18 protein-coding genes are annotated in these 18,231 nt (G+C 76.2%); 4 read left to right on the top strand and 14 right to left on the bottom strand.

Annotated elements, in window-relative coordinates; all coding sequences use genetic code 11:
* Positions 1-4: 4 nt before the first annotated feature.
* Genes pucD through BMY88_RS22915 form a run of 3 tightly spaced genes read right to left on the bottom strand, consistent with a single transcriptional unit; the run spans position 5 to position 3,736 of the window.
* On the bottom strand, positions 5-2,362 hold the full coding sequence (gene pucD, locus BMY88_RS22925) for a xanthine dehydrogenase subunit D (protein ID WP_091949645.1): 2,358 nt from the start codon (positions 2,360-2,362) through the stop codon (positions 5-7).
* Positions 2,359-2,859 carry a (2Fe-2S)-binding protein gene (locus tag BMY88_RS22920; protein WP_091949641.1) on the bottom strand — a complete coding sequence of 167 codons (501 nt, stop codon included), beginning with the start codon at positions 2,857-2,859 and terminating at the stop codon, positions 2,359-2,361. The genes pucD and BMY88_RS22920 overlap by 4 nt, the downstream gene beginning before the upstream one ends.
* Before the next feature lies 1 nt (position 2,860).
* Entirely contained in the window at positions 2,861-3,736 is an 876-nt protein-coding gene (locus tag BMY88_RS22915) for an FAD binding domain-containing protein (protein WP_091949638.1), read from the bottom strand.
* A 151-nt stretch (positions 3,737-3,887) separates the two neighbouring features.
* Between BMY88_RS22915 and BMY88_RS22910 the strand changes: the two genes are divergently transcribed.
* Positions 3,888-5,270 (top strand): 8-oxoguanine deaminase, encoded by a 1,383-nt coding sequence (locus BMY88_RS22910; protein WP_211435795.1) that lies wholly within the window; start codon positions 3,888-3,890, stop codon positions 5,268-5,270.
* A gap of 10 nt (positions 5,271-5,280) precedes the next feature.
* On the opposite strand, the gene BMY88_RS22905 is transcribed toward BMY88_RS22910, so the two are convergent.
* The 10 genes from BMY88_RS22905 to egtA form a co-directional block, all read right to left on the bottom strand.
* A complete protein-coding gene (locus BMY88_RS22905; protein WP_211435794.1) occupies positions 5,281-6,165 on the bottom strand; it encodes an SMP-30/gluconolactonase/LRE family protein in 885 nt (294 codons plus the stop codon).
* Between the two features lie 43 nt (positions 6,166-6,208).
* Entirely contained in the window at positions 6,209-7,333 is a 1,125-nt protein-coding gene (egtE, locus tag BMY88_RS22900; RefSeq protein ID WP_091949634.1) for an ergothioneine biosynthesis PLP-dependent enzyme EgtE, read from the bottom strand.
* A 36-nt stretch (positions 7,334-7,369) separates the two neighbouring features.
* Positions 7,370-8,104, bottom strand: coding sequence for an anti-sigma factor (locus BMY88_RS22895; RefSeq protein ID WP_091949631.1), 735 nt, complete (start codon positions 8,102-8,104; stop codon positions 7,370-7,372).
* Positions 8,082-8,759: an RNA polymerase sigma factor gene (locus BMY88_RS22890; protein WP_280138761.1), complete on the bottom strand. Its 678-nt coding sequence runs from the start codon at positions 8,757-8,759 to the stop codon at positions 8,082-8,084. Before BMY88_RS22890 ends, BMY88_RS22895 begins: the two co-directional genes overlap by 23 nt.
* Positions 8,756-9,430, bottom strand: a complete 675-nt coding sequence (locus BMY88_RS22885; protein WP_091949628.1) for a class F sortase — start codon at positions 9,428-9,430, stop codon at positions 8,756-8,758. Before BMY88_RS22885 ends, BMY88_RS22890 begins: the two co-directional genes overlap by 4 nt.
* Before the next feature lie 26 nt (positions 9,431-9,456).
* Entirely contained in the window at positions 9,457-10,278 is an 822-nt protein-coding gene (locus tag BMY88_RS22880; RefSeq protein WP_091949625.1) for a DUF4397 domain-containing protein, read from the bottom strand.
* A 101-nt stretch (positions 10,279-10,379) separates the two neighbouring features.
* Positions 10,380-11,348, bottom strand: a complete 969-nt coding sequence (gene egtD / locus BMY88_RS22875; protein WP_091949622.1) for an L-histidine N(alpha)-methyltransferase — start codon at positions 11,346-11,348, stop codon at positions 10,380-10,382.
* Positions 11,345-12,058, bottom strand: coding sequence for an ergothioneine biosynthesis protein EgtC (gene egtC / locus BMY88_RS22870; RefSeq protein ID WP_091949619.1), 714 nt, complete (start codon positions 12,056-12,058; stop codon positions 11,345-11,347). The genes egtD and egtC overlap by 4 nt, the downstream gene beginning before the upstream one ends.
* 2 nt (positions 12,059-12,060) lie before the next feature.
* Positions 12,061-13,338: an ergothioneine biosynthesis protein EgtB gene (egtB, locus tag BMY88_RS22865; RefSeq protein ID WP_091949616.1), complete on the bottom strand. Its 1,278-nt coding sequence runs from the start codon at positions 13,336-13,338 to the stop codon at positions 12,061-12,063.
* Positions 13,335-14,633 (bottom strand): ergothioneine biosynthesis glutamate--cysteine ligase EgtA, encoded by a 1,299-nt coding sequence (gene egtA / locus BMY88_RS22860; protein WP_091949682.1) that lies wholly within the window; start codon positions 14,631-14,633, stop codon positions 13,335-13,337. The genes egtB and egtA overlap by 4 nt, the downstream gene beginning before the upstream one ends.
* A gap of 162 nt (positions 14,634-14,795) precedes the next feature.
* Between egtA and BMY88_RS22855 the strand changes: the two genes are divergently transcribed.
* The 3 genes from BMY88_RS22855 (at position 14,796) to BMY88_RS22845 (ending at position 17,864) form a co-directional block, all read left to right on the top strand.
* Positions 14,796-15,257, top strand: a complete 462-nt coding sequence (locus tag BMY88_RS22855) for a DUF309 domain-containing protein (RefSeq protein WP_244524879.1) — start codon at positions 14,796-14,798, stop codon at positions 15,255-15,257.
* A gap of 35 nt (positions 15,258-15,292) precedes the next feature.
* Entirely contained in the window at positions 15,293-16,777 is a 1,485-nt protein-coding gene (locus BMY88_RS22850; RefSeq protein WP_091949613.1) for an NAD-dependent malic enzyme, read from the top strand.
* Positions 16,778-16,991: 214 nt separating this feature from the next.
* Complete coding sequence (locus BMY88_RS22845) at positions 16,992-17,864, top strand: DNA-formamidopyrimidine glycosylase family protein (RefSeq protein ID WP_091949610.1); 873 nt, start codon at positions 16,992-16,994, stop codon at positions 17,862-17,864.
* An 85-nt stretch (positions 17,865-17,949) separates the two neighbouring features.
* On the opposite strand, the gene BMY88_RS22840 is transcribed toward BMY88_RS22845, so the two are convergent.
* Positions 17,950-18,231 (bottom strand): hypothetical protein (locus BMY88_RS22840; protein WP_428978299.1); only part of this gene is annotated, 282 nt, incomplete at its 5' end.

The raw sequence follows: 18,231 nt of genomic DNA, 5'->3' as shown, positions 1-18,231 counted from the left end.
GCGGTCAGACCCCGGTGATGTGCTCCGGCCGCACCGGCACCCGGGTGAGCGGGAGGCCGGTCGCGGCCCGGATCGCGGCGAGCACCGCCGGGCCGGAGGAGATGTTGGGCGCCTCCCCGACCCCACGCAGCCCGTACGGCGCGTGCGGGTCGGCGTACTCCAGGATCTCGATCCGCATCGGGGGCATGTCGAGGATCGTCGGGATCAGGTAGTCGGTGAACGACGGGTTCTGCACCCGCCCGTCCCGGATCAGGATCTCCTCCATCACGGCCAGCCCCAGCCCCTGCGCCGTCCCGCCCTGGATCTGGCCGACGACGGCCTGTGGGTTGATGGCCTTGCCGACGTCCTGGGTGCAGGCCATCTCCACGACCTTGATCAGCCCGAGCTCGGTGTCGACGTCCACGACCGCCCGGTGCGCGGAGAACGCGTACTGCACGTGCGCGAAGCCCTGGCCGGTCTCCGGGTCGATCGCCTCGGTGGGGCGGTGCCGCCACTCAAGCGTCTCCTCGACCGCGTCGTCGCCGAGCACCTCGGCCAGCGGCAGCTCCAGCCCCTCGCCGACCACCGCGCCGTCGAACAGCCGCAGCTGCGCGGCCGGCCGGCCGGTGACCCCCGCGGCCCGCTCCAGCACGCGGGCCCGCACCGCCTCGCAGGCCGCCTTCACCGCGCCGCCGGTCACGTAGGTCTGCCGCGACGCCGAGGTCGAGCCCGCGGAGCCGACGGCGGTGTCCTTGGGCGCGACGACCACCCGGTCGACCCCGAGCTCCGTGCGGGCGATCTGCTGCTCCACGGTCACCAGGCCCTGGCCGACCTCGGCCGCGGCGGTGTGCACGGTCACCGTGGGCTCGCCGCCCACGACCTCGAGGCGGACCCGGGCGGTGGAGTAGTCGTCGAAGCCCTCGGAGAACCCGACGTTCTTGTAGGCGACGGCGTACCCGACGCCGCGGCGGACGCCCTCGCCGTGGGTGGTGTTGGAGACGCCGCCGGGCCTGTGCCGCAGGTCGTCGGGCGCCGGCTCCGGCAGGGGCATCGCCTCGAGCCGGCGCAGCAGCTCGACCACCGGCGCGGGGCTGTCCACGACCTGGCCGGTGATGGCCTCCGAGCCCTGCTCCATCGCGTTGCGGCAGCGCAGCTCGACCGGGTCCATGCCCAGCTCGGCGGCGAGCGCGTCCATCTGCGACTCGTACGCGAACGCCGTCTGCACCGAGCCGAAGCCGCGCATCGCGCCGCACGGCGGGTTGTTCGTGTACGCGCCGAAGCAGTCCACATGCACGTTCGGGACGACGTAGGGGCCGATGCCCATCGTGCCGCCGTTGCCCACCACCGCCGGCGTCGACGAGGCGTAGGCGCCGCCGTCGAAGTAGATCGCGGCCCTCACGTAGACCAGGTCGCCGTCGCGGGTGGCGCCGTGCTCGTAGCGCATGGTCGCCGGGTGCCGGTGCACGTGCCCGAAGAACGACTCCTCGCGGTTGTAGGACATCTTCACCGGCCGACCGGTGCGCAGGGCCAGCAGGCAGGCGTGCACGTGCATCGACAGGTCCTCGCGGCCGCCGAACGCGCCGCCGACGCCGGCGAGGGTCAGCCGCACCTGCTCGGGCGCCAGGCCCAGCGCCGCGCAGATCTGGCGCTGGTCGACGTGCAGCCACTGCGTCGCGACGTAGAGCTCCACGCCGCCGTCCTCGGCGGGCACGGCGAGCCCGGACTCCGGGCCGAGGAACGCCTGGTCCTGCATGCCGACCTCGTACTCGCCGACCACCACGACGTCCGCGGTCGGCGCGGGGTCGCCGCGGCGCACCTTGAGGTGGCGCACCAGGTTGCCCTCGGGGTGCAGGTGCGCGCTCTCCCGGCTGAGCTCGGTGACCTGCGCGGTGCCGTCGTGCACCTGGTTCCAGCGGGGGTGGCCCAGCGCGGTGCGCGCGTCGGTGACCGGCTCCCAGACCTCGTAGTCGACGACGATGCGGGCGGCCGCCAGCCGGGCGGTCTCGGGGTGGTCGGCGGCGACCAGCGCCACCGGCTCGCCCTGGTAGCGGACGACGTCGACCGCGAGCACCGGCTGGTCGGCCAGCTCCAGGCCGTAGACCTTCGCGCCGGGCACGTCGTCGGAGGTGAGGACCGCGCGCACCCCGGGGACCGCCAGCGCCGGGCCGACGTCGATCGAGCGGATGCGGGCGTAGGGGTGCGGGCTGCGCAGGGTGGTGCCCCAGAGCATGTCCTCCATCCAGAGGTCGCTGCCGTAGGCGAACTCGCCGCGCACCTTGAGGGTGCCGTCGGGGCGGGCGGCGTCGGTGCCCACCCCGCCGCTGCTGCCGGGGCCGGTCAGGGAGCCGGGCGCGCCGGCGGGGGTGCGGGCGGGGGCGCTCATCGGGGGGCCCCGGTGGTCGGCGCAGCCATGCGCTGCGCGGCCAGCTTCACCGCGTCGAGGATCTTCTCGTAGCCGGTGCAGCGGCACAGGTTGCCGGCGAGGGCCTCGCGGATCTCGGCGTCCGCCGGCGGCGCGCCGGCGGCCAGGGACCGGGTGACCAGGTCGTCGGTGGCGACGAGCAGGCCCGGCGTGCAGAAGCCGCACTGGACGGCGCCGGCGTCGAGGAACGCCTGCTGGACCGGGTGCAGGGTCTCCTCGGAGCCCATGCCCTCGACCGTGCCGATCGCGCGGCCCTCGGCCTGCCCGGCGGCGACCAGGCAGGAGCACACCGGGACGCCGTCGAGGTAGACGGTGCAGGAGCCGCACTCGCCCTGCTCGCAGGCGTTCTTCGAGCCGGGCAGCCCCATCCGCTCGCGGAGCACGTAGAGCAGGCTCTCGCCCTCCCAGACGTCGTCCACCTGCTGGGCGCTGCCGTTGACGGTGCAGGTCAGGCGCACGTCAGACCTCCTTGCTCGTGCGGTACTCGGTCCAGGCCCAGCCGAGGGTGCGGCGGGCCATGACCGACAGGGCGTGGACGCGGTAGGCCGCGGTGCCGCGGACGTCGTCGATCGGTGCGGCGGCCGACGCCACCAGCTCGCCGAACCGCGCCGCGGTGGTGGCGGGCAGCTCGGCGCGGGACTCCCACAGGCCCGCGCTCGCGAGCTCGCCGGCCAGGAAGTCCTCCGCGGCGGTCGCGCGGCGCGGGGTGGGGGCGGCCGAGCCGATGCCGGTGCCGACCGCGCGGCGGTCGGGGTGCAGCGCCAGCCCGAAGGCGGCGACGGCGATCACCATCGCGTTGCGGGTGCCGATCTTGCTGTACTGCTGCGGGCCGCTCGGCGGGCGGATCCGGACGGCGGCGATGAGCTCGTCGGCGGCCAGAGCGCTGCGCTTCACCCCGCGGTAGAAGTCGGAGATCGGGATGGTCCGGGTGCCGCGGACGGACGCGACCTCGACCTCGGCGTCGGCGGCCAGGAGCGCGGGGTGGGCGTCACCGGCGGGCGAGGCCGTGGCCAGGTTGCCGCCGACGGTGCCGCGGTTGCGGATCTGCGGCGAGCCGATGGTGCGGGAGGCCATCGCCAGGCCGGGCAGCCGGTCGCCGAGCTCGGTGATGACGCGGGCGTAGGGGACGCCGGCGCCCAGGCGCACGACGCCGTCCTCGGTGCCCCACTCCTGCAGCTCGCCGACCCGGGTGAGGTCGAGCAGGGCGGCCGGGCGCAGCCGGCCGAAGTTCACGGCCACCATGACGTCGGTGCCGCCGGCGATCGCGACGGCGTCGGGGTGGACGGTCTTCGCCTCCAGCGCCTCGGCCCACGTGGTGGGCTGCAGGAACCGCATGCGTCCCTCCTCTCGGGTGCATCCCGGTGCCAGTCTCCGACGAGGTGGCGGGCCCGGGGGCGGTCACGGTAGCTCCGGGGTGTTCCGAGGAGATGTCGACCGGTCGTGCCGCGACTCGCCCGCGTCACACAGCGTGGGCAGGATCGGGTGCGTGGACAACCCTGCCGATCTGCTGATCCGGGACGCGGAGCTGCTGGCCACCGTCGACGACGCCCGCCGGGAGATCGCCGGCGGCTGGGTGGCGGTCGCCGGCGGCGTGGTGAGTGCGATCGGCGGCCCGGCCGATCCGCCCCCGCCAGCGCTGCGGACGGTCGACGCCCGGGGCTGCCTGGTGACCCCGGGGCTGGTCAACACCCATCACCACCTGTACCAGAACCTCACCCGCGCCTACGCGCCCGCGCTGACCGGCGGCCTGTTCGACTGGCTGGTCACGCTCTACCCGCTGTGGGCGCGGCTGGACGAGGAGGCGGCCTACGTCTCGGCCTACGTCGGGCTGACCGAGCTCGCGCTGGGCGGGTGCACGACCTCCACCGACCACCTCTACGTGCACCCGCGCGGCGGCGGGGACCTGATCTCCGCGGAGGTGGCCGCGGCGCGCGACCTGGGCATGCGCTCGCACTTCACCCGCGGCTCGATGTCGCTGTCGGTCAAGGACGGCGGGCTGCCGCCGGATTCCGTCGTGCAGGACGACGACGAGATCCTGGCCGAGTCGGAGCGGCTGGTGGCCGCCCACCACGACCGGTCGCCCACGGCGCTGACCCGCATCGCGCTGGCGCCGTGCTCGCCGTTCAGCGTGTCCACCGCGCTGATGACGCGGACGGCGGAGCTGGCCGAGCGGCTGGACGTGCGGCTGCACACCCACCTGTGCGAGACCGAGGACGAGGACGCGTTCTGCCTGGAGACGTTCGGCCGCCGCCCGGTCGACTACCTCACCGACGTCGGCTGGCTGGGCGACCGGACGTGGCTGGCGCACGCGGTCTGGCCCTCGCCGGAGGAGGTGGGGCGGCTGGGCGCGGCGCGGGTGGGGGCCGCGCACTGCCCGTCGTCCAACATGATCCTCGGGTCGGGGCTGGCGCCGGTCGCCGAGCTGCGGGCGGCCGGGGCCCCGGTCGGACTGGGGGTGGACGGCTCGGCGTCGGCGGACTCGGCGTCACTGTGGCTGGAGGCGCGGACGGCGATGCTGCAGGGCAAGCTCCGGCACGGCGCGGGCTCGTTCTCCGCCCGGGACGCGCTCGAGGTCGCCACCCGCGGCGGCGCGGCGTGCCTCGGGCGCACCGGGGAGATCGGGGAGCTGACGGTCGGTGCGTGCGGGGACCTCGTGGTGTGGCCGCTGGACGGCGTCCGCTTCGCCGGCGCGCTGTCGGACCCGGTGGAGGCATGGCTGCGGTGCGGGCCGGTGGCGGCGCGGCACACCGTCGTCGGCGGGCGGTTCGTGGTCGAGGACGGCGTCCCCGTGCACCCGGGGCTGGACGAGCAGCTCGCCGTCCACCGCCGCGTCTCGGCCCGGATCCAGATGACGGATCCGGGCCACTAGAGCGCGGGCGTCAGGGCTGGAAGTTCAGCCGCAGGCTCGGCCACGGCCAGTCGACCGCGTACAGCACCCCGCGGCCCCCGGAGGCCACGTAGGCGGTGCCGCCGTCGAAGCAGACGTTCGTGACGTACGGGTCCGGCACGGGGGTGACGAAGGCGTCGAGCACCTCGCCGTCGGGGCTGATGACCGTGATGCCCGACTGCTTCAGGTTGGCCACGCAGACGTTGCCGGCGCCGTCGACGGCGAGCCCGTCCCAGCCGTGCCCGGTGTCGTCCACGAACAGCTCGCGGGGCCCGTCGAGCACGCCCGGTGCGGTCACGTCGAGGACGAGCACCCGGCCCGAGTAGGTCTCCGACACGTACAGCCGGGTGCCGTCGGGGGAGAGGCCGGCGCCGTTGGGCATCGCCAGGCCACCGGTGGCGACGCGGATGGTGCCGGCGAGCGGGTCGGCGTAGTGGAGGCAGCCACGGGTCGTGTCCACGACGAAGCACGAGCCGGTGGTATCGAAGACGATGTCGTTGAGGGAGCCGAGCCGCTCGCCCTCGCTGTCGGTGAACACGGTCCCGACCGCGCCGGTCGCCGGGTCGACCCGCTGCAGGGAACCGCCCACGTTCCCGTCGGCACCCGCGTAGGGAAAGCGGATCCCGTCCTCGGTCATGAACGCGAAGCCCCCGCTGTTGCACACGTACACGGCGCCGTCCGGTCCGAACGCGACCCCGTTGGGGCCGCCGCCGCAGTCGGCGAGGAGCTCCCGGCGGCCGTCGGGCCACACCCGGCTGAGCGTGCCGCCCTCGATCTCGGGGACGACGAGCGAGCCGTCCCCCGCCGCGGCCGGCCCCTCCGGGAACCGCAGCCCCGAGGTCACCGTGCGGGCGGTCATGGTGTCGAAAGCGGTCATGCGGAAACCCTAGGGTGACCGCCGCCACAGAGGGAAGGCCGTTCTACAGCGCGGCCGCAAGCGCTTCCAGGTCGTCGAGCGTGGCGTCGACGTGCGGGGAGACGCGCAGCACCGGTCCGGTCATCTCGTCCGGCGCGCGCTCCACGCCGATCGCGGTCGTGACGATCCCCTGCTCGGTGAGCAGCCGGGCGCGGGTGGCCACGACGTCGACGCCGTCCGGCGGCGCGAGGGTGGTGGTCGCGGTCGGCTCGCCGGCCGGCTCGACGACGCGCCAGCCGGCCGCGCCGTCCAGCACCTGCCGGCCGGCCGCACCCAGCGCGGCCAGCCGCTCGCGCACGCGGTCGGGTCCGGCGGCCAGGTGCTCGCCGACGGCGAGGACCAGGCCCACCCGCCCGGCGACGTGCGCCTCTCCCGACTCGAAGGCGCGCATCGGCGGCAGGTCCGCCGCGGGCGCCATCGCGGGGGTCAGCCGCGCGGCCAGGGCCGGCCGGACGCACAGGAAGCCCACGCCGCGCGGTCCGGCCAGCCACTTGCGGGAGGTGCCGTAGACGGCGTCGGCCCCGAGGTCGACGTCGACGTGGCCCAGCGACTGCGCGGCGTCGAGCACCAGCGGCACCCCGGCGGCCCGGCACAGCGCGACCAGCTCGGCGGCGGGCTGAACGATCCCGCGGTGGCTGGGCACGTGCGTCAGGTGCACGGCCGCCGGCGGATCGGCGGCCAGCAGCCGCTCCACCTCCTCCGGCGCGGCCCGCCCGACGCCGTCGACCGGCAGCGGCACGGGCGTGAGCCCGGCCGCGCGCAGCAGCGCGGTGTTCGGCGCGTACTCCCCGGGCAGGACCGCGACCCGGCTGCCCGCGGGCAGCCGCCACCCGGCGAGCAGGGTGGCGAGCGCGGCCTGCGCCGACTCGACGAACGCGAGGTCGGCCGCGGCCAGGCCGACCAGGCCGGCCAGCACCGAGCGGCCCTGCTGGAGCAGGTCCTGCGCGGCCGACTCCGCGACGTAGCCGCCGAGCTCCGCCTCGTGCCGGGCGTGGTGGGCGACGGACTCCAGCACCCGGCTGCTCTGCCGGCTGCAGGCGGCGGAGTCCAGGTGCCGGCCGGCCGCGCGGGGGCGGGCGGCGCGCCAGGCGTCGCCCAGGTCATCGTGCGGAAGGCCGGGAGGAGTCACGCCGTCACGCTAGGCGGCGCCCTCCGGCGACCCGCCTCACACCTCCAGCTGGCCGCGGGCGATCGAGACCCCGGAGTGGGTGGGGTCGCCGTCCAGCGGCTCGACGGAGACGTCGACGATCGGGAACTCGCCGATGTCCAGGTCGGCCGGCAGCTCCAGCTCCTCGGTGCCGGCCATGACGACGCCGACGGGGACCATGCCCACCACGTCCTCGTCGATCAGCCAGACCTCGAGGTAGCCCTCCTGCGGGGCGTCGGCGTCCAGCTCCAGGCGCAGCACGCGCGTGCCGTCGGGGCGCTCGACCACCTCGGCCGAGCCGGAGGCGGTGTGGTCCCCGAGCGGGTCGAGTTCCGCGGCGGCCAGCGCGACGACCGTCTCGCCGTCGTCGTCCCCGTCGCCGAGGGCGACCGCCCCCGCGCCGATGCCGGCGCCGACCACCAGCGAGGCGGCGGCGGCGAGGACCAGCCGGGACCGCCGGGGGCGCAGCTCGTGCACCTCGGCGAGCGGCTCCGGAGCGGGCTCGGTCCCGGCCTCGGGGGCGGCCCCGACGCCGGTGGCGGCCGAGATCGCCGCCCAGACCGACGGCGGCGGGGCGACCGGCGGGCCGGGGGCCGCGAACTCGGGCACGGCGAGCAGTTCGACGCTCCGGCGCAGGCTCGTCACCTCGGCCGCGCACTCGGGGCAACCGGTCAGGTGCGTGGCGTCGTCCGCGCCGAGGGGCTCACCGAGAGCCGCCAGGGCGAGGTCCTCAGGCGTGCAGTGCTGCGGCACCGTCCACCTCCAAACGGCTGCGCAGGCGCTCCAGTGTGCGCCTGATGTGGCTCTTCACGGTGCCCAGCGGCAGCCCGGTGCGGGCGGCGATCTGGGCGTGGGTGAGGTCGTCGAAGAAGGCGAGCTCGATGATGCCGCGCTGGGGCTGGTCGATGCGCTCCAGCTCGTCCAGCAGCAGCACCCGGTCGGCGACGGCGGCGTCCAGCGGTCGCGCGCCCTGTGCCGGGCGGGCCTCGGCGTCAGCGGCCGCGGCCTCGGCGAGGCGGCGCTGCCGGTCGCGGCGGGCCCACGTGTCGGCGATCTTGTGCCGGCAGACGCCGACCAGCCAGGCCGGTAGCGGCCCGGACTCCGGCCGGTAGCCGGTGCGCCCGGTCCAGGCCGAGACGAACACCTGCTGGGTCACGTCCTCGGCGTCGGGGCCGGGCCCGAAGGCGCGCACCGCCATGCCGTGCACCTGCCCCGACCAGCGCTGGTAGGCCAGCACCAGGGCCTGCTCGTCGCCCGCGGCGAACCGGCGGCCGACCTCGGCGTCGTCGGGCTCGGGGGTGGCACCCCGGAACGGGAGGACGTCGTCGGCCACGAACTCGACAGTAGTTGCCCGCCGTGCGGGCACGGCGCGAGGCGGGGCCGCCGGCCGGTCCAGCACCCCGGTCACCGGACGGGCTCCGCGACGACGACGACGTTGTCCCGGTAGCTGCGGTACTCGGGCAGGAACGGCCCGCCGCAGGTGACCAGCACCAGCCGGGCTGGGCCCGCGCGGGCGAAGAGCTCGGCGAGGGGGAGCTCCTGCTTGGTGATCAGCTCGCGGGCGACCACCCGCCAGCGCGTGACCGCGCCGGTGGCGTCGGTGACCAGCACCTCGTCCCCGGGGGCTGCCTCCCGCAGCCGGGAGAGCGCTCCGAGACCCTGCTCGGCGTCGTCGACGTGCCCGGCGACCACGGCCGACCCCGGGGCCCCCGGAACCGCGCCGAAGCGGTACCAGCCCACCCGCGACACGTCCTCGGGCAGCTCCATCTGGCCGTCGGCCGCCACGCCGACCGGATCGAGCGGGGCGTCGACGTCCAGCGCGGGCACGGCGAGCCGGACGGGGGCCGGTGCCGTGGCGCCGGGTGCCGGGGCGGCGTCCCGGACCGTCGGCTCGGGTAGCGGGCCGGAGGCCGTCGGCGCCGGCGGCGGGGGTTCCGCCGGCGCCGACGGGATGGACGCGGAGAGGGCCTGCTCGACCGACGCGCCCGCCGAGGCCGGCTCCCGGGTCAGCTGCCAGGTGACCGGCACGCCGATCGCCAGCGCCAGACCCAGGGCCGCTCCGGCGGCTGCGCGTCTCATGGTCGACCCCCTCCGGTCCGCGTTCCTCAGGAGCGGTTGGCGACCAGGCGGCGGGCGGAGACCCCGGCGAGGGCGATCCCGGCCAGCGACAGCGCCGCCAGCGGCATCGGGAAGCCCTCGTCGTCGGTCAGGCCCCCGGTGCCGCCGGGGACGCCGGAGGGAGCGGAGTGCGCGCCCTCGATCGTCTGGACGGCGAGCTGGTAGCCGGCCTCCTGCGAGCCCCAGGCGTAGACGACGGTGGTCGCACCCTCGGCCAGGGTGAGGTCCGCCGGGCCGATCGCCACGGTGTCGGTGCCGGCGACGACGACGTCGGCGGGGATCGTGCCGGCGGGGACCACCAGCGAGGCCTCGTTCGGGTTGGTCAGGCCGGGCACGACGACCGAGCCGCCGGCGCGCACGTCCACGGCGGGGGCGGCCGCGGTGTGCCGCACCGTGACCCGCGCCTGGCCGGCGGGGACCGCGGAGGTGTCGTTGACGAACGGCGTGAGCACCGGGCCGCCGTCGGCGTCCAGGTGCGCGACGACCGTGGCGTTCGCGCCGGCCGGGACGGCGACGCCGTCGGCCGACAGCAGCGGCGCGCCCGAGTTGTCGGGAGCGTCCGCCGGGAAGATCGCCAGGTCGTAGGAGCCGGCGGGCAGCGTCAGCGGGTCGGTGAGCGTGCCGGGCTGGAAGTCGTCGATCAGGCGCTCGCCATTGGCGTACACGTCGACCGGGGTGTTCGGCACGGCGTGCAGCACCGAGACGGTGGCCGTGTCGTCGGCGAGGGCGGGCGAGGCGCCCAGGACGAGCAGGGTGCTGACGGCGCCGGCGGCGCCGGCGGCGAGACCGAGGGAGCGGGTCCGGGTCATGGGACGGGTCCTTCCGGGAGGGGGGCTGTGCTGTCACCCCTCCTTCCGAGCGCCCACCGGGGCTGGATGCAGCGCCGTTCGCTCCTTCGGGTGAACGCTCCTCAGGCCGGCCCGGCCAGGGAGACGCCGAAGTCGCCGGCCGGGTCGGTCCACCAGCGGATCAGCCGCAGGCCGGCCGCGGCGAGCTCGGCCTCGACCCGCTCCGGCCGGAACTTCGCCGAGACCTCGGTGCGCATCTCCTCGCCCGCGGCGAAGGCCACCTGCAGGCCGAGGGCCGGAACGGCCACCACCTGCTCCACGGTGGAGCGCAGCCGCATCTCGATCCACTCGGCCTCGGCGTCCCACAGCGCCACGTGCTCGAACGTCGCCGGGTCGAAGCCGGCGCCCAGCTCCCGGTTGAGCACAGCGAGCACGTTCCGGTTGAACTCGGCGGTGACACCGGCCGCGTCGTCGTAGGCGGGCACGAGCCGGCCGGGGTCCTTGACCAGGTCGGTGCCGAGCAGCAGCGAGTCGCCGGGGGAGAGGGTGCCGGCCAGCTCCGCGAGGAACGCCGCGCGCGGCGCCGGCTCGAGGTTGCCGATCGTCGAGCCGAGGAACGCCACCAGCCGCCGGCCCTCGCGCGGCAGCCGGGACAGGTGCTCGGTGAAGTCGCCGACCACGGCGTCGACGGCGACCCCGGGGTACTCGGCGGTGATCGCCGCCCCGGCCGCCCGCAGCACGGACGGGTCGACGTCGAAGGGCACGAACCGGCGCAGGGTGCCGGCGGCCGCCAACGCGTCGAGCAGCAGCCGGGTCTTCTCCGACGTGCCGCTGCCGAGCTCGACCAGCACGTCGGCGCCCGAGACGGCGGCGATCTCCGCGGCCCGGGCCTCGAGCACGGCCCGCTCGGCGCGGGTCGGGTAGTACTCGGGCAGCCGGGTGATCTCGTCGAACAGCTCGCTGCCGCGCTCGTCGTAGAACCACCGCGGGGGCAGCGACTTCGGCGTCGCGGTCAGTCCGGCCAGCGCGTCGGCGTGCAGGGCGGCGCGCGCGGCATCGGGCGCGAGGTGGCTGGTCAGCGAGACCGTCATGCGGGGAGCTCTCCGATCGGGGTGAGGGTGAGGCCGTCGGGGGTGACCTCGACGAGGGTGCGGTCGGGGACGTCGCGCCAGGCCGGGTCGTCGTCCCACGGCTCGCTGGCCAGCGCGGTGCCCTCGTCGGTGACCAGCACCGAGAGGGTGTCGCCCCAGGTGGTCGCCAGCAGGCGGGTGCCGTCGGCGGCGAGCAGGTTCAGCCGGGCGGCGGGGTCGGCCGCGCCCACCTCGGCCACCGTGGCGCCGAGGGCGTCCAGGCCGCGGGCGAACACCAGGGCGGCCAGCAGCGCGCTGTCCACGGTGGACTCGGTGTCCCGCGCCGCCGGCAGCACCGCCCGGTCCACCCGGCCGTTGTGCGACAGCAGCGCGCGGCCGTCGGTGAACGGCGCGGCGGCGCTCTCCTCCAGCGGCATGCCGGCGGTCGCCGAGCGGACGGCGGCGACCACGCACCCCGAGCGCAGCACGGGGGCCACCGAGGCGAACGACGGGTCGCCCCACAGCGGCCGGGCCGAGCGCCAGCGGGCGGGCATCGGGCGCCCGGGGGCCGGGTCGACGGGGTAGAAGCCCACGCCCCAGCCGTCGGCGTTCACGGTGCCGTACCGCTGTCGGCGCGGCGCCCAGGACTGCACGAGCAGGGACGACGGCGGCTCCAGCACGAGGGAGGCCAGCGTGCGCGGTCGGCCGAGCCAGCCGAGGTGACGGCACATGCTCAGACGTCCCAGGCCAGGCGGAAGCCGCTGAAGACCTGCCGGCGGATCGGGTGGTCCCAGTTGCGGAAGCTCGGCCGCAGGATCGCGGAGCCGACCGCCCACGAGCCGCCGCGCAGCACCCGGTAGTCGCCGCCGAAGAACGGGGCGGAGTAGTCGGCGTAGAGCATCGGCGCGAAGCCGGGCCAGGCGGTGAACCCCGACGACGTCCACTCCCAGACGTCGCCCATGAGCTGCTCGACGCCGTACGCCGAGGCCCCGGCGGGATAGGCGCCCGCGGGCGCCGGGCGCAGCGCGACGCCGTCGAGGTTGGCCAGCGCCGGGGTCGGCTCGGCGTCCCCCCACGGCCGGCGGCGGCGGCGCCCGGCGGCGGGGTCCCACACCGCGGCCTTCTCCCACTCGACCTCGGTGGGCAGCCGGGCACCGGCCCACCGCGCGTAGGCCTCGGCCTCGAAGAACGTGACGTGCTGGACGGGCTCGTCGGGCGGCACCTCCTCGACGATGCCGAAGCGGGTGCGGGTGCCGTCGACGCCCCAGTGCAGCGGCGCGGTGAGCCCGGCCTCGGCGCGGTGCGCCCGGCCGCGCTCGGACCACCAGCGGTCGTCGGTGTAGCCGCCGTCGGCGACGAAGGCCGCGTACTCCGCATTGGTCACCGGCACCCGGCCGATGCGGAACGACGGGACGTCGACGACGTGCGCCGGCCGCTCGTTGTCCAGGCTGAACGGCTCGTCGGCGGCGTCCACCCCGAGCACGAACTCCCCGCCGGGCACGAGCACGGACGTGCCGGCGACCCCGGGGCGGCCCGGCGGCAGCGGGGCGCCGCCCCCGAGCAGCGGCGGCCCGGCCCGCAGCGCCAGGGCCTGCAGCATCGTCTCGTCGTGCTGCTGCTCGTGGCTGACGACCATGGCGACGTCGAACGGGTCGTCGTCCGGGCCGAGGCGGTCCAGCCGGTCCAGCACCCGCCCGCGGACCTCCCCGCAGTAGGCCCGGGCCTCGACCGGGGGCAGCAGCGGCAGGCGGGCACGGACGGCCCGCGGCTGGGCGAACGCGTCGTACAGCGTCTCCACGTCCGGTGGCAGCAGGCCGGGGCGGTCGGCGTCGCCGCGGCGCAGCAGCCACAGCTCCTCCTGCTGGCCGATGTGCGCGAGGTCCCACACCAGCGGCGACAGCAGCGGGGTGTGCTGGCGCAGCAGCTCCGGCTCGTCGTGGTCGGTGAGCAGCAGGGTGCGCTCGCGGGCCGCGGCGAGGTCGCGGGCGAGCACCTCGCGGAGGTCGGTCACGGGGCCGTCCCGCGCTCGGGGGCGTCCCCTGTGGTGGCGAGCAGCGCGGCGGCGGGACCGCCGGCGTGCAGCGCGTCGTCCAGGGCGGATCCGGGGTCGCGCCCGGACTCGACCAGCTCGGCCAGCGCCTCCACCTCCGGCCGGAGGGTGGCGGGCACGGCGTCCACCGCGGCGGCCAGGCACCCGCGCGCGGCGGCGCGCAGGGCGGGGTCGGCGAGCCCGGCCCGGGCGGCGAGGTCCCAGGCGTCCCTGGTGGCGGCGCAGGCCTCCGCGGCGCGGTCGGCGGCCACCGGGTCGTCGAGCAGCACGGTGGTGACGGCGGCGAGCGCCGGCCACCACGGCTCGGGGGCGGCGTCGAGGTAGCGGATCTCGAGCCACCCCCGCGGCCGCACCGGGGGGAACAGCGTGGTCAGGTGGTAGTCGAGATCGGCGGCGGTGGGGCCGCGGCCGCCCAGCGGGACCTCGCCGCTCACCCAGTCGGAGAAGGCGACGCGCCCGCGCACCGGCTCGGCTCCCGCGCCGTCGCGGACGAGCATGACCGGCGCGGCCAGCGCGTACGCCGCCCACTCCCCGGCGGGGTCGTCGCCGCGCAGCACGGGGCCGCAGCGGGCCTGGTCCAGGGCGCCCCACACCTGCTGCCGGGTCGACCGCCAGCCGGTGGGCCGCCCGCCGAGAAGCGGGGAGCACGCCGACACGGCGACCAGCACCGGCCCGAGCCGGTGGGCGCGCGCGACCCGCTCGCTCCAGCCGGCGGCGGGCCCGGCCTCGAGGTTGACCTGCAGCGACGCGGTCGACGTCATCATCGCCGTCCCCGCCCCGGCGCAGCCCGCGGCGGCGAAGTGCTGCTCCATGGCGCCGTAGCGCGCGGCCGGGTTGACCCGCTGCGACGGGCGGAACGGATCGGCGCCCACGGGCGCCAGGGCCAGCCGGTCGGCGGCCAGGACGGCGCCGAGCACCGCGCGGTCGGCCCGCAGCGCGGCGACGGCGGCGGCCACGTCGGGCAGCGGCGGGCCCGAGAGCTCCACCTGGCCGCCGGGCTCGCAGGTGACCCGGCTGCCGCCCGGCAGCGGCGGCACCCCGGCGAGCACCCCGCAGATCCGGCTCCACGGCACCCGCGCCGCCGGCCGGTCGAGGTCGACGAGGTGACCCTCCAGTTCCAGGCCGACGACGCCGACCGGGCCGTCGTGCAGCGCCCCGGCCGCGACGGCGGCGAACGCGGTGTCGAGGTCGAGCGTGCGGCTGCCCTGTTCGGCGCTGCGTTGCTCGGTGCTGCGTTGCTCCGTGCGAGGGGCCACGGGGCCCACCCCCTCCAGGTCCGGACCGGTCGGGTTCGACCGCGGGTCGGTGCGGGGGCGGCCCGTCTGCGGCCGTCCTCGTCGTCCATCCTCCACGCGGGCACCGACAGGACAAGTCCTGCCGCCGTCCGCTCTCCCAGGTGTTCGCGAGACGATGGCCCCGTGGATGCCTCCGGAGCGCAGGAACCCGCTGCCGACCGGCGGGCTCCCCGGCCGCGTGACGCGCTGGGCCGCCCGCTGCCCCGCGGAGCGGACGGCGTCGAGCGGATGCCCGAAGGCGTGGCGCGCACCCCCGGCGAGGCGCTGGCCGAGGCGCAGCGGCTGCTCGACGCCGGGCTGCCGTTCCACGCCCACGAGGTGCTGGAGGACGCCTGGAAGGCCACCTCCGGGCCGGACCGGGAGCTGTGGCGGGGGCTGGCCCAGCTCGCGGTCGCCGTGACCCACGCCGCGCGCGGCAACCCCCGCGGCGCGGCCACCCTGCTGGACCGGGCGGCGCGGAACCTGGCGCCCTTCGCCGCCGACCCGCCGCACGGGGTCGACGTCGCCGGGCTCGTGACCTGGGCGGGCGCTGCCGACCCGGCCGGCCCGCTGCCCCCGCCGTCCCTGCGGGGAGGCGGCCGGTAGGGCTCCCGGGACGCGGTGGGACCATGAGGGACGCCATGCGCACCGAACCGACGGCTCCTGCCGCTCCCGCCCCGTCCGCCGTCCCGCCCCGGGGTCCCGTCACCTCGGCGTCGTACTCGATCACCGTGCGGCTCGACGCCGACGTGGACCCGGCCAGCATCGGCCGGATCGCCACCGCGGTCGGCTCGGCCGGCGGCGCGGTCACCGCCATCGACGTCGTCGAGTCCCACACCGACGCCATCACCGTCGACGTCACCTGCTCGGCCGCCGACGCGGCGCACTCGCAGGAGATGGTCGACGCGATCGGCGCCGTCCCCGGGGTGAAGGTGCGCAAGGTCAGCGACCGCACCTTCCTGCTGCACCTGGGCGGCAAGCTCGAGGTGGCCTCGAAGGTGCCGCTGAAGACCCGCGACGACCTCTCGATGGCCTACACCCCCGGCGTCGCGCGGGTCTGCCTGGCGCTGGCCGAGCACCCCGAGGACGTCCGCCGGCTGACGATCAAGGGCAACACCGTCGCTGTCGTCACCGACGGGTCCGCGGTGCTCGGGCTCGGCGACATCGGCCCCGGCGCCGCCCTGCCCGTGATGGAGGGCAAGGCCGTGCTGTTCAAGCGGTTCGCCGACATCGACGCGTGGCCGATCTGCCTGGACACCCAGGACGTCGACGAGATCGTGCGCACCGTCGAGCTGCTGGCCCCCGGCTTCGGCGGCATCAACCTCGAGGACATCTCCGCCCCCCGCTGCTTCGAGATCGAGCGCCGGCTGCGCGAGCGGCTGGACATCCCGGTCTTCCACGACGACCAGCACGGGACGGCGATCTGCGCGCTGGCCGCGCTGACCAACGCGCTGCGGGTCGTCGACAAGCGCCTGGACGCGGTGAAGATCGTCGTGGCCGGCGGCGGCGCGGCCGGGACGGCGATCGTGAACCTGCTGCTCACCGCCGGCGCCACGAACGTCCTGGTCTGGGACCGCGAGGGCATCCTCTGCCCCGACGACGAGCGGCTCAGCCCGGCGAAGCAGGACCTGGCGCGGCGGACCAACCGCGGCTGCGTGCGCGGGGAGCTGCCCGACGCGCTCGACGGTGCCGACGTGTTCATCGGGGTGAGCGCCGGCAACGTGCTCCCCGTCGAGGAGCTCGCGCGGATGGCGCCGCGGGCCGTGGTGTTCCCGATGGCGAACCCGACGCCGGAGGTCGACCCGGTGCGGGCGCGGCAGTACGCCGCCGTCGTCGCCTCCGGGCGGTCGGACCTGCCCAACCAGATCAACAACGTGCTGGCGTTCCCGGGCGTCTTCCGCGGGCTGCTCGACGCGCGGGCCACCGAGATCGACACGCCGATGCTGCTGGCCGCCGCCGAGGCACTGGCGGCGATCGTGCGCGACGACCAGCTCAACGCCAACTACATCATCCCGAGCGTCTTCGACTCCGCCGTCACGACCGCGGTGGCGCAGGCCGTCGCCGAGGCAGCGCGGGCCAGCGGCGCGGTCGTGGAGCTGCCGGGGCGGCCCGGCCTGAGCGACTGAGCTCGGGTCGTGCCGGGCCTGGCCGGTTCTGGCCGCAAGGGTTCCGGTCGCCCCCTGTTCCGGCCGCACCATGCCGGGTGGTTCCCGACGGTGCCGGCGGGATCCGGCCGGCAACGTCGGTGATCCGCTGGCACGGTGGCCGGACGACACCTGATCGGGGCGTCCTGCGCAGGAATCGACACGGCCGGGCGCCGCGGTCGGGTTTCATGGGCCCGTGCCCGAGTTGCCCGAGGTGGAGGCGCTGGCGGCGTTCCTGCGGGAGAACGCCGTCGGCAGGGTCCTGACGCGCGCCGACCTGGCCGCCGTCCAGGCGATCAAGACGTTCGACCCGCCGCTGTCGGCCCTCGGCGGCCTCGAGGTGACCGGCGCCGCGCGGCACGGGAAGTTCCTCGACCTCGACGTCTCCGGGCTGCACCTCGTCGTCCACCTGGCGCGGGCCGGCTGGCTGCACTGGCGCACCGGGCTGCCGCCCGCCCCGCCCAAGCCGGGCAAGGGGCCGCTGGCCCTGCGCGTCCACCTCGCGCCGCTGGACTCCGACCCGCCCGCCCCGGGCTTCGACCTCACCGAGCAGGGCACCCGCAAGGGCCTGGCGATCTACGTGGTCCGCTCGCCGGCAGAGGTGCCGGGCATCGGCCGGCTCGGGCCCGACGCGATGGCGGTCGACCGCGAGCAGTTCGCCGCGCTGCTGGCCGGGCGCAGCGGGCAGCTCAAGGGTGCCCTGACCGACCAGACGCTGATCGCCGGCGTCGGCAACGCCTACTCCGACGAGATCCTGCACGCGGCCCGGCTCTCGCCGTTCAAGATGGCCGACAAGCTCACCGACGACGAGGTCATCCGGCTCTACGACGCGATGCGGGCCGAACTCACCGACGCCCTCGACCGCCAACTCGGGCAGCAGGCGGCGACGATGAAGGGGGAGAAGCGCTCCGGGTTGCAGGTGCACGCCCGCACGGGGCTGCCGTGCCCGGTCTGCGGCGACACCGTCCGCGAGGTCAGCTTCGCCGACACGTCGCTGCAGTACTGCCCGACCTGCCAGACCGGCGGCAAGCCGCTGGCCGACCGCCGGATGTCCAAGCTCCTGCGGTAGCGGAGTGCGAGAGCGCAGGAAACCTCGGTGTCGTGTCTCCGGACCTCTGTCGCAGCGATGTCTGAGGACATGTGTCGCACTTCGGTTAGGCCGCGCAGAGTGTGGCGTAACGCTTGGCCGGGTTCAGGGTCAGTTGGCCGATCAGGTCGCCGCTGAGGGCGTGGAAGCTGACCTGGGGGCCGTTGACCAGGGCGGTGACCTGGGCGCCGCCGTAGGCGGCGCCCAGGCGGATCAGGTGCCGGCCGAGGGTCACGGTGCCGTGCGGGATGACGGTGAGCCGGTGCACGGTGGCGTCGGTCTGCAGCGGTAGCTGCGCCGGCCCACCGTGCGCCGGCGCGCGGTCCCAGGCTCGCTGTGGGGTGCTGTT

Origin of the sequence: Trujillonella endophytica (assembly GCF_900110555.1) — a bacterium.
Lineage (GTDB): Bacteria > Actinomycetota > Actinomycetes > Mycobacteriales > Geodermatophilaceae > Trujillonella > Trujillonella endophytica.
This window is presented reverse-complemented; position numbering and strand designations above follow the sequence as displayed.

Excerpts from the sequence above, each read along its gene's own strand:
- egtC (WP_091949619.1), bottom strand. The coding sequence starts at position 12,058 with ATGTGCCGTCACCTCGGCTGGCTCGGCCGACCGCGCACGCTGGCCTCC.
- BMY88_RS22915 (WP_091949638.1), bottom strand. The coding sequence starts at position 3,736 with ATGCGGTTCCTGCAGCCCACCACGTGGGCCGAGGCGCTGGAGGCGAAG.
- BMY88_RS22850 (WP_091949613.1), top strand. The coding sequence starts at position 15,293 with ATGCGCACCGAACCGACGGCTCCTGCCGCTCCCGCCCCGTCCGCCGTC.
- egtD (WP_091949622.1), bottom strand. The coding sequence starts at position 11,348 with ATGACGGTCTCGCTGACCAGCCACCTCGCGCCCGATGCCGCGCGCGCC.
- BMY88_RS22885 (WP_091949628.1), bottom strand. The coding sequence starts at position 9,430 with ATGAGACGCGCAGCCGCCGGAGCGGCCCTGGGTCTGGCGCTGGCGATC.
- BMY88_RS22905 (WP_211435794.1), bottom strand. The coding sequence starts at position 6,165 with ATGACCGCTTTCGACACCATGACCGCCCGCACGGTGACCTCGGGGCTG.
- BMY88_RS22880 (WP_091949625.1), bottom strand. The coding sequence starts at position 10,278 with ATGACCCGGACCCGCTCCCTCGGTCTCGCCGCCGGCGCCGCCGGCGCC.
- pucD (WP_091949645.1), bottom strand. The coding sequence starts at position 2,362 with ATGAGCGCCCCCGCCCGCACCCCCGCCGGCGCGCCCGGCTCCCTGACC.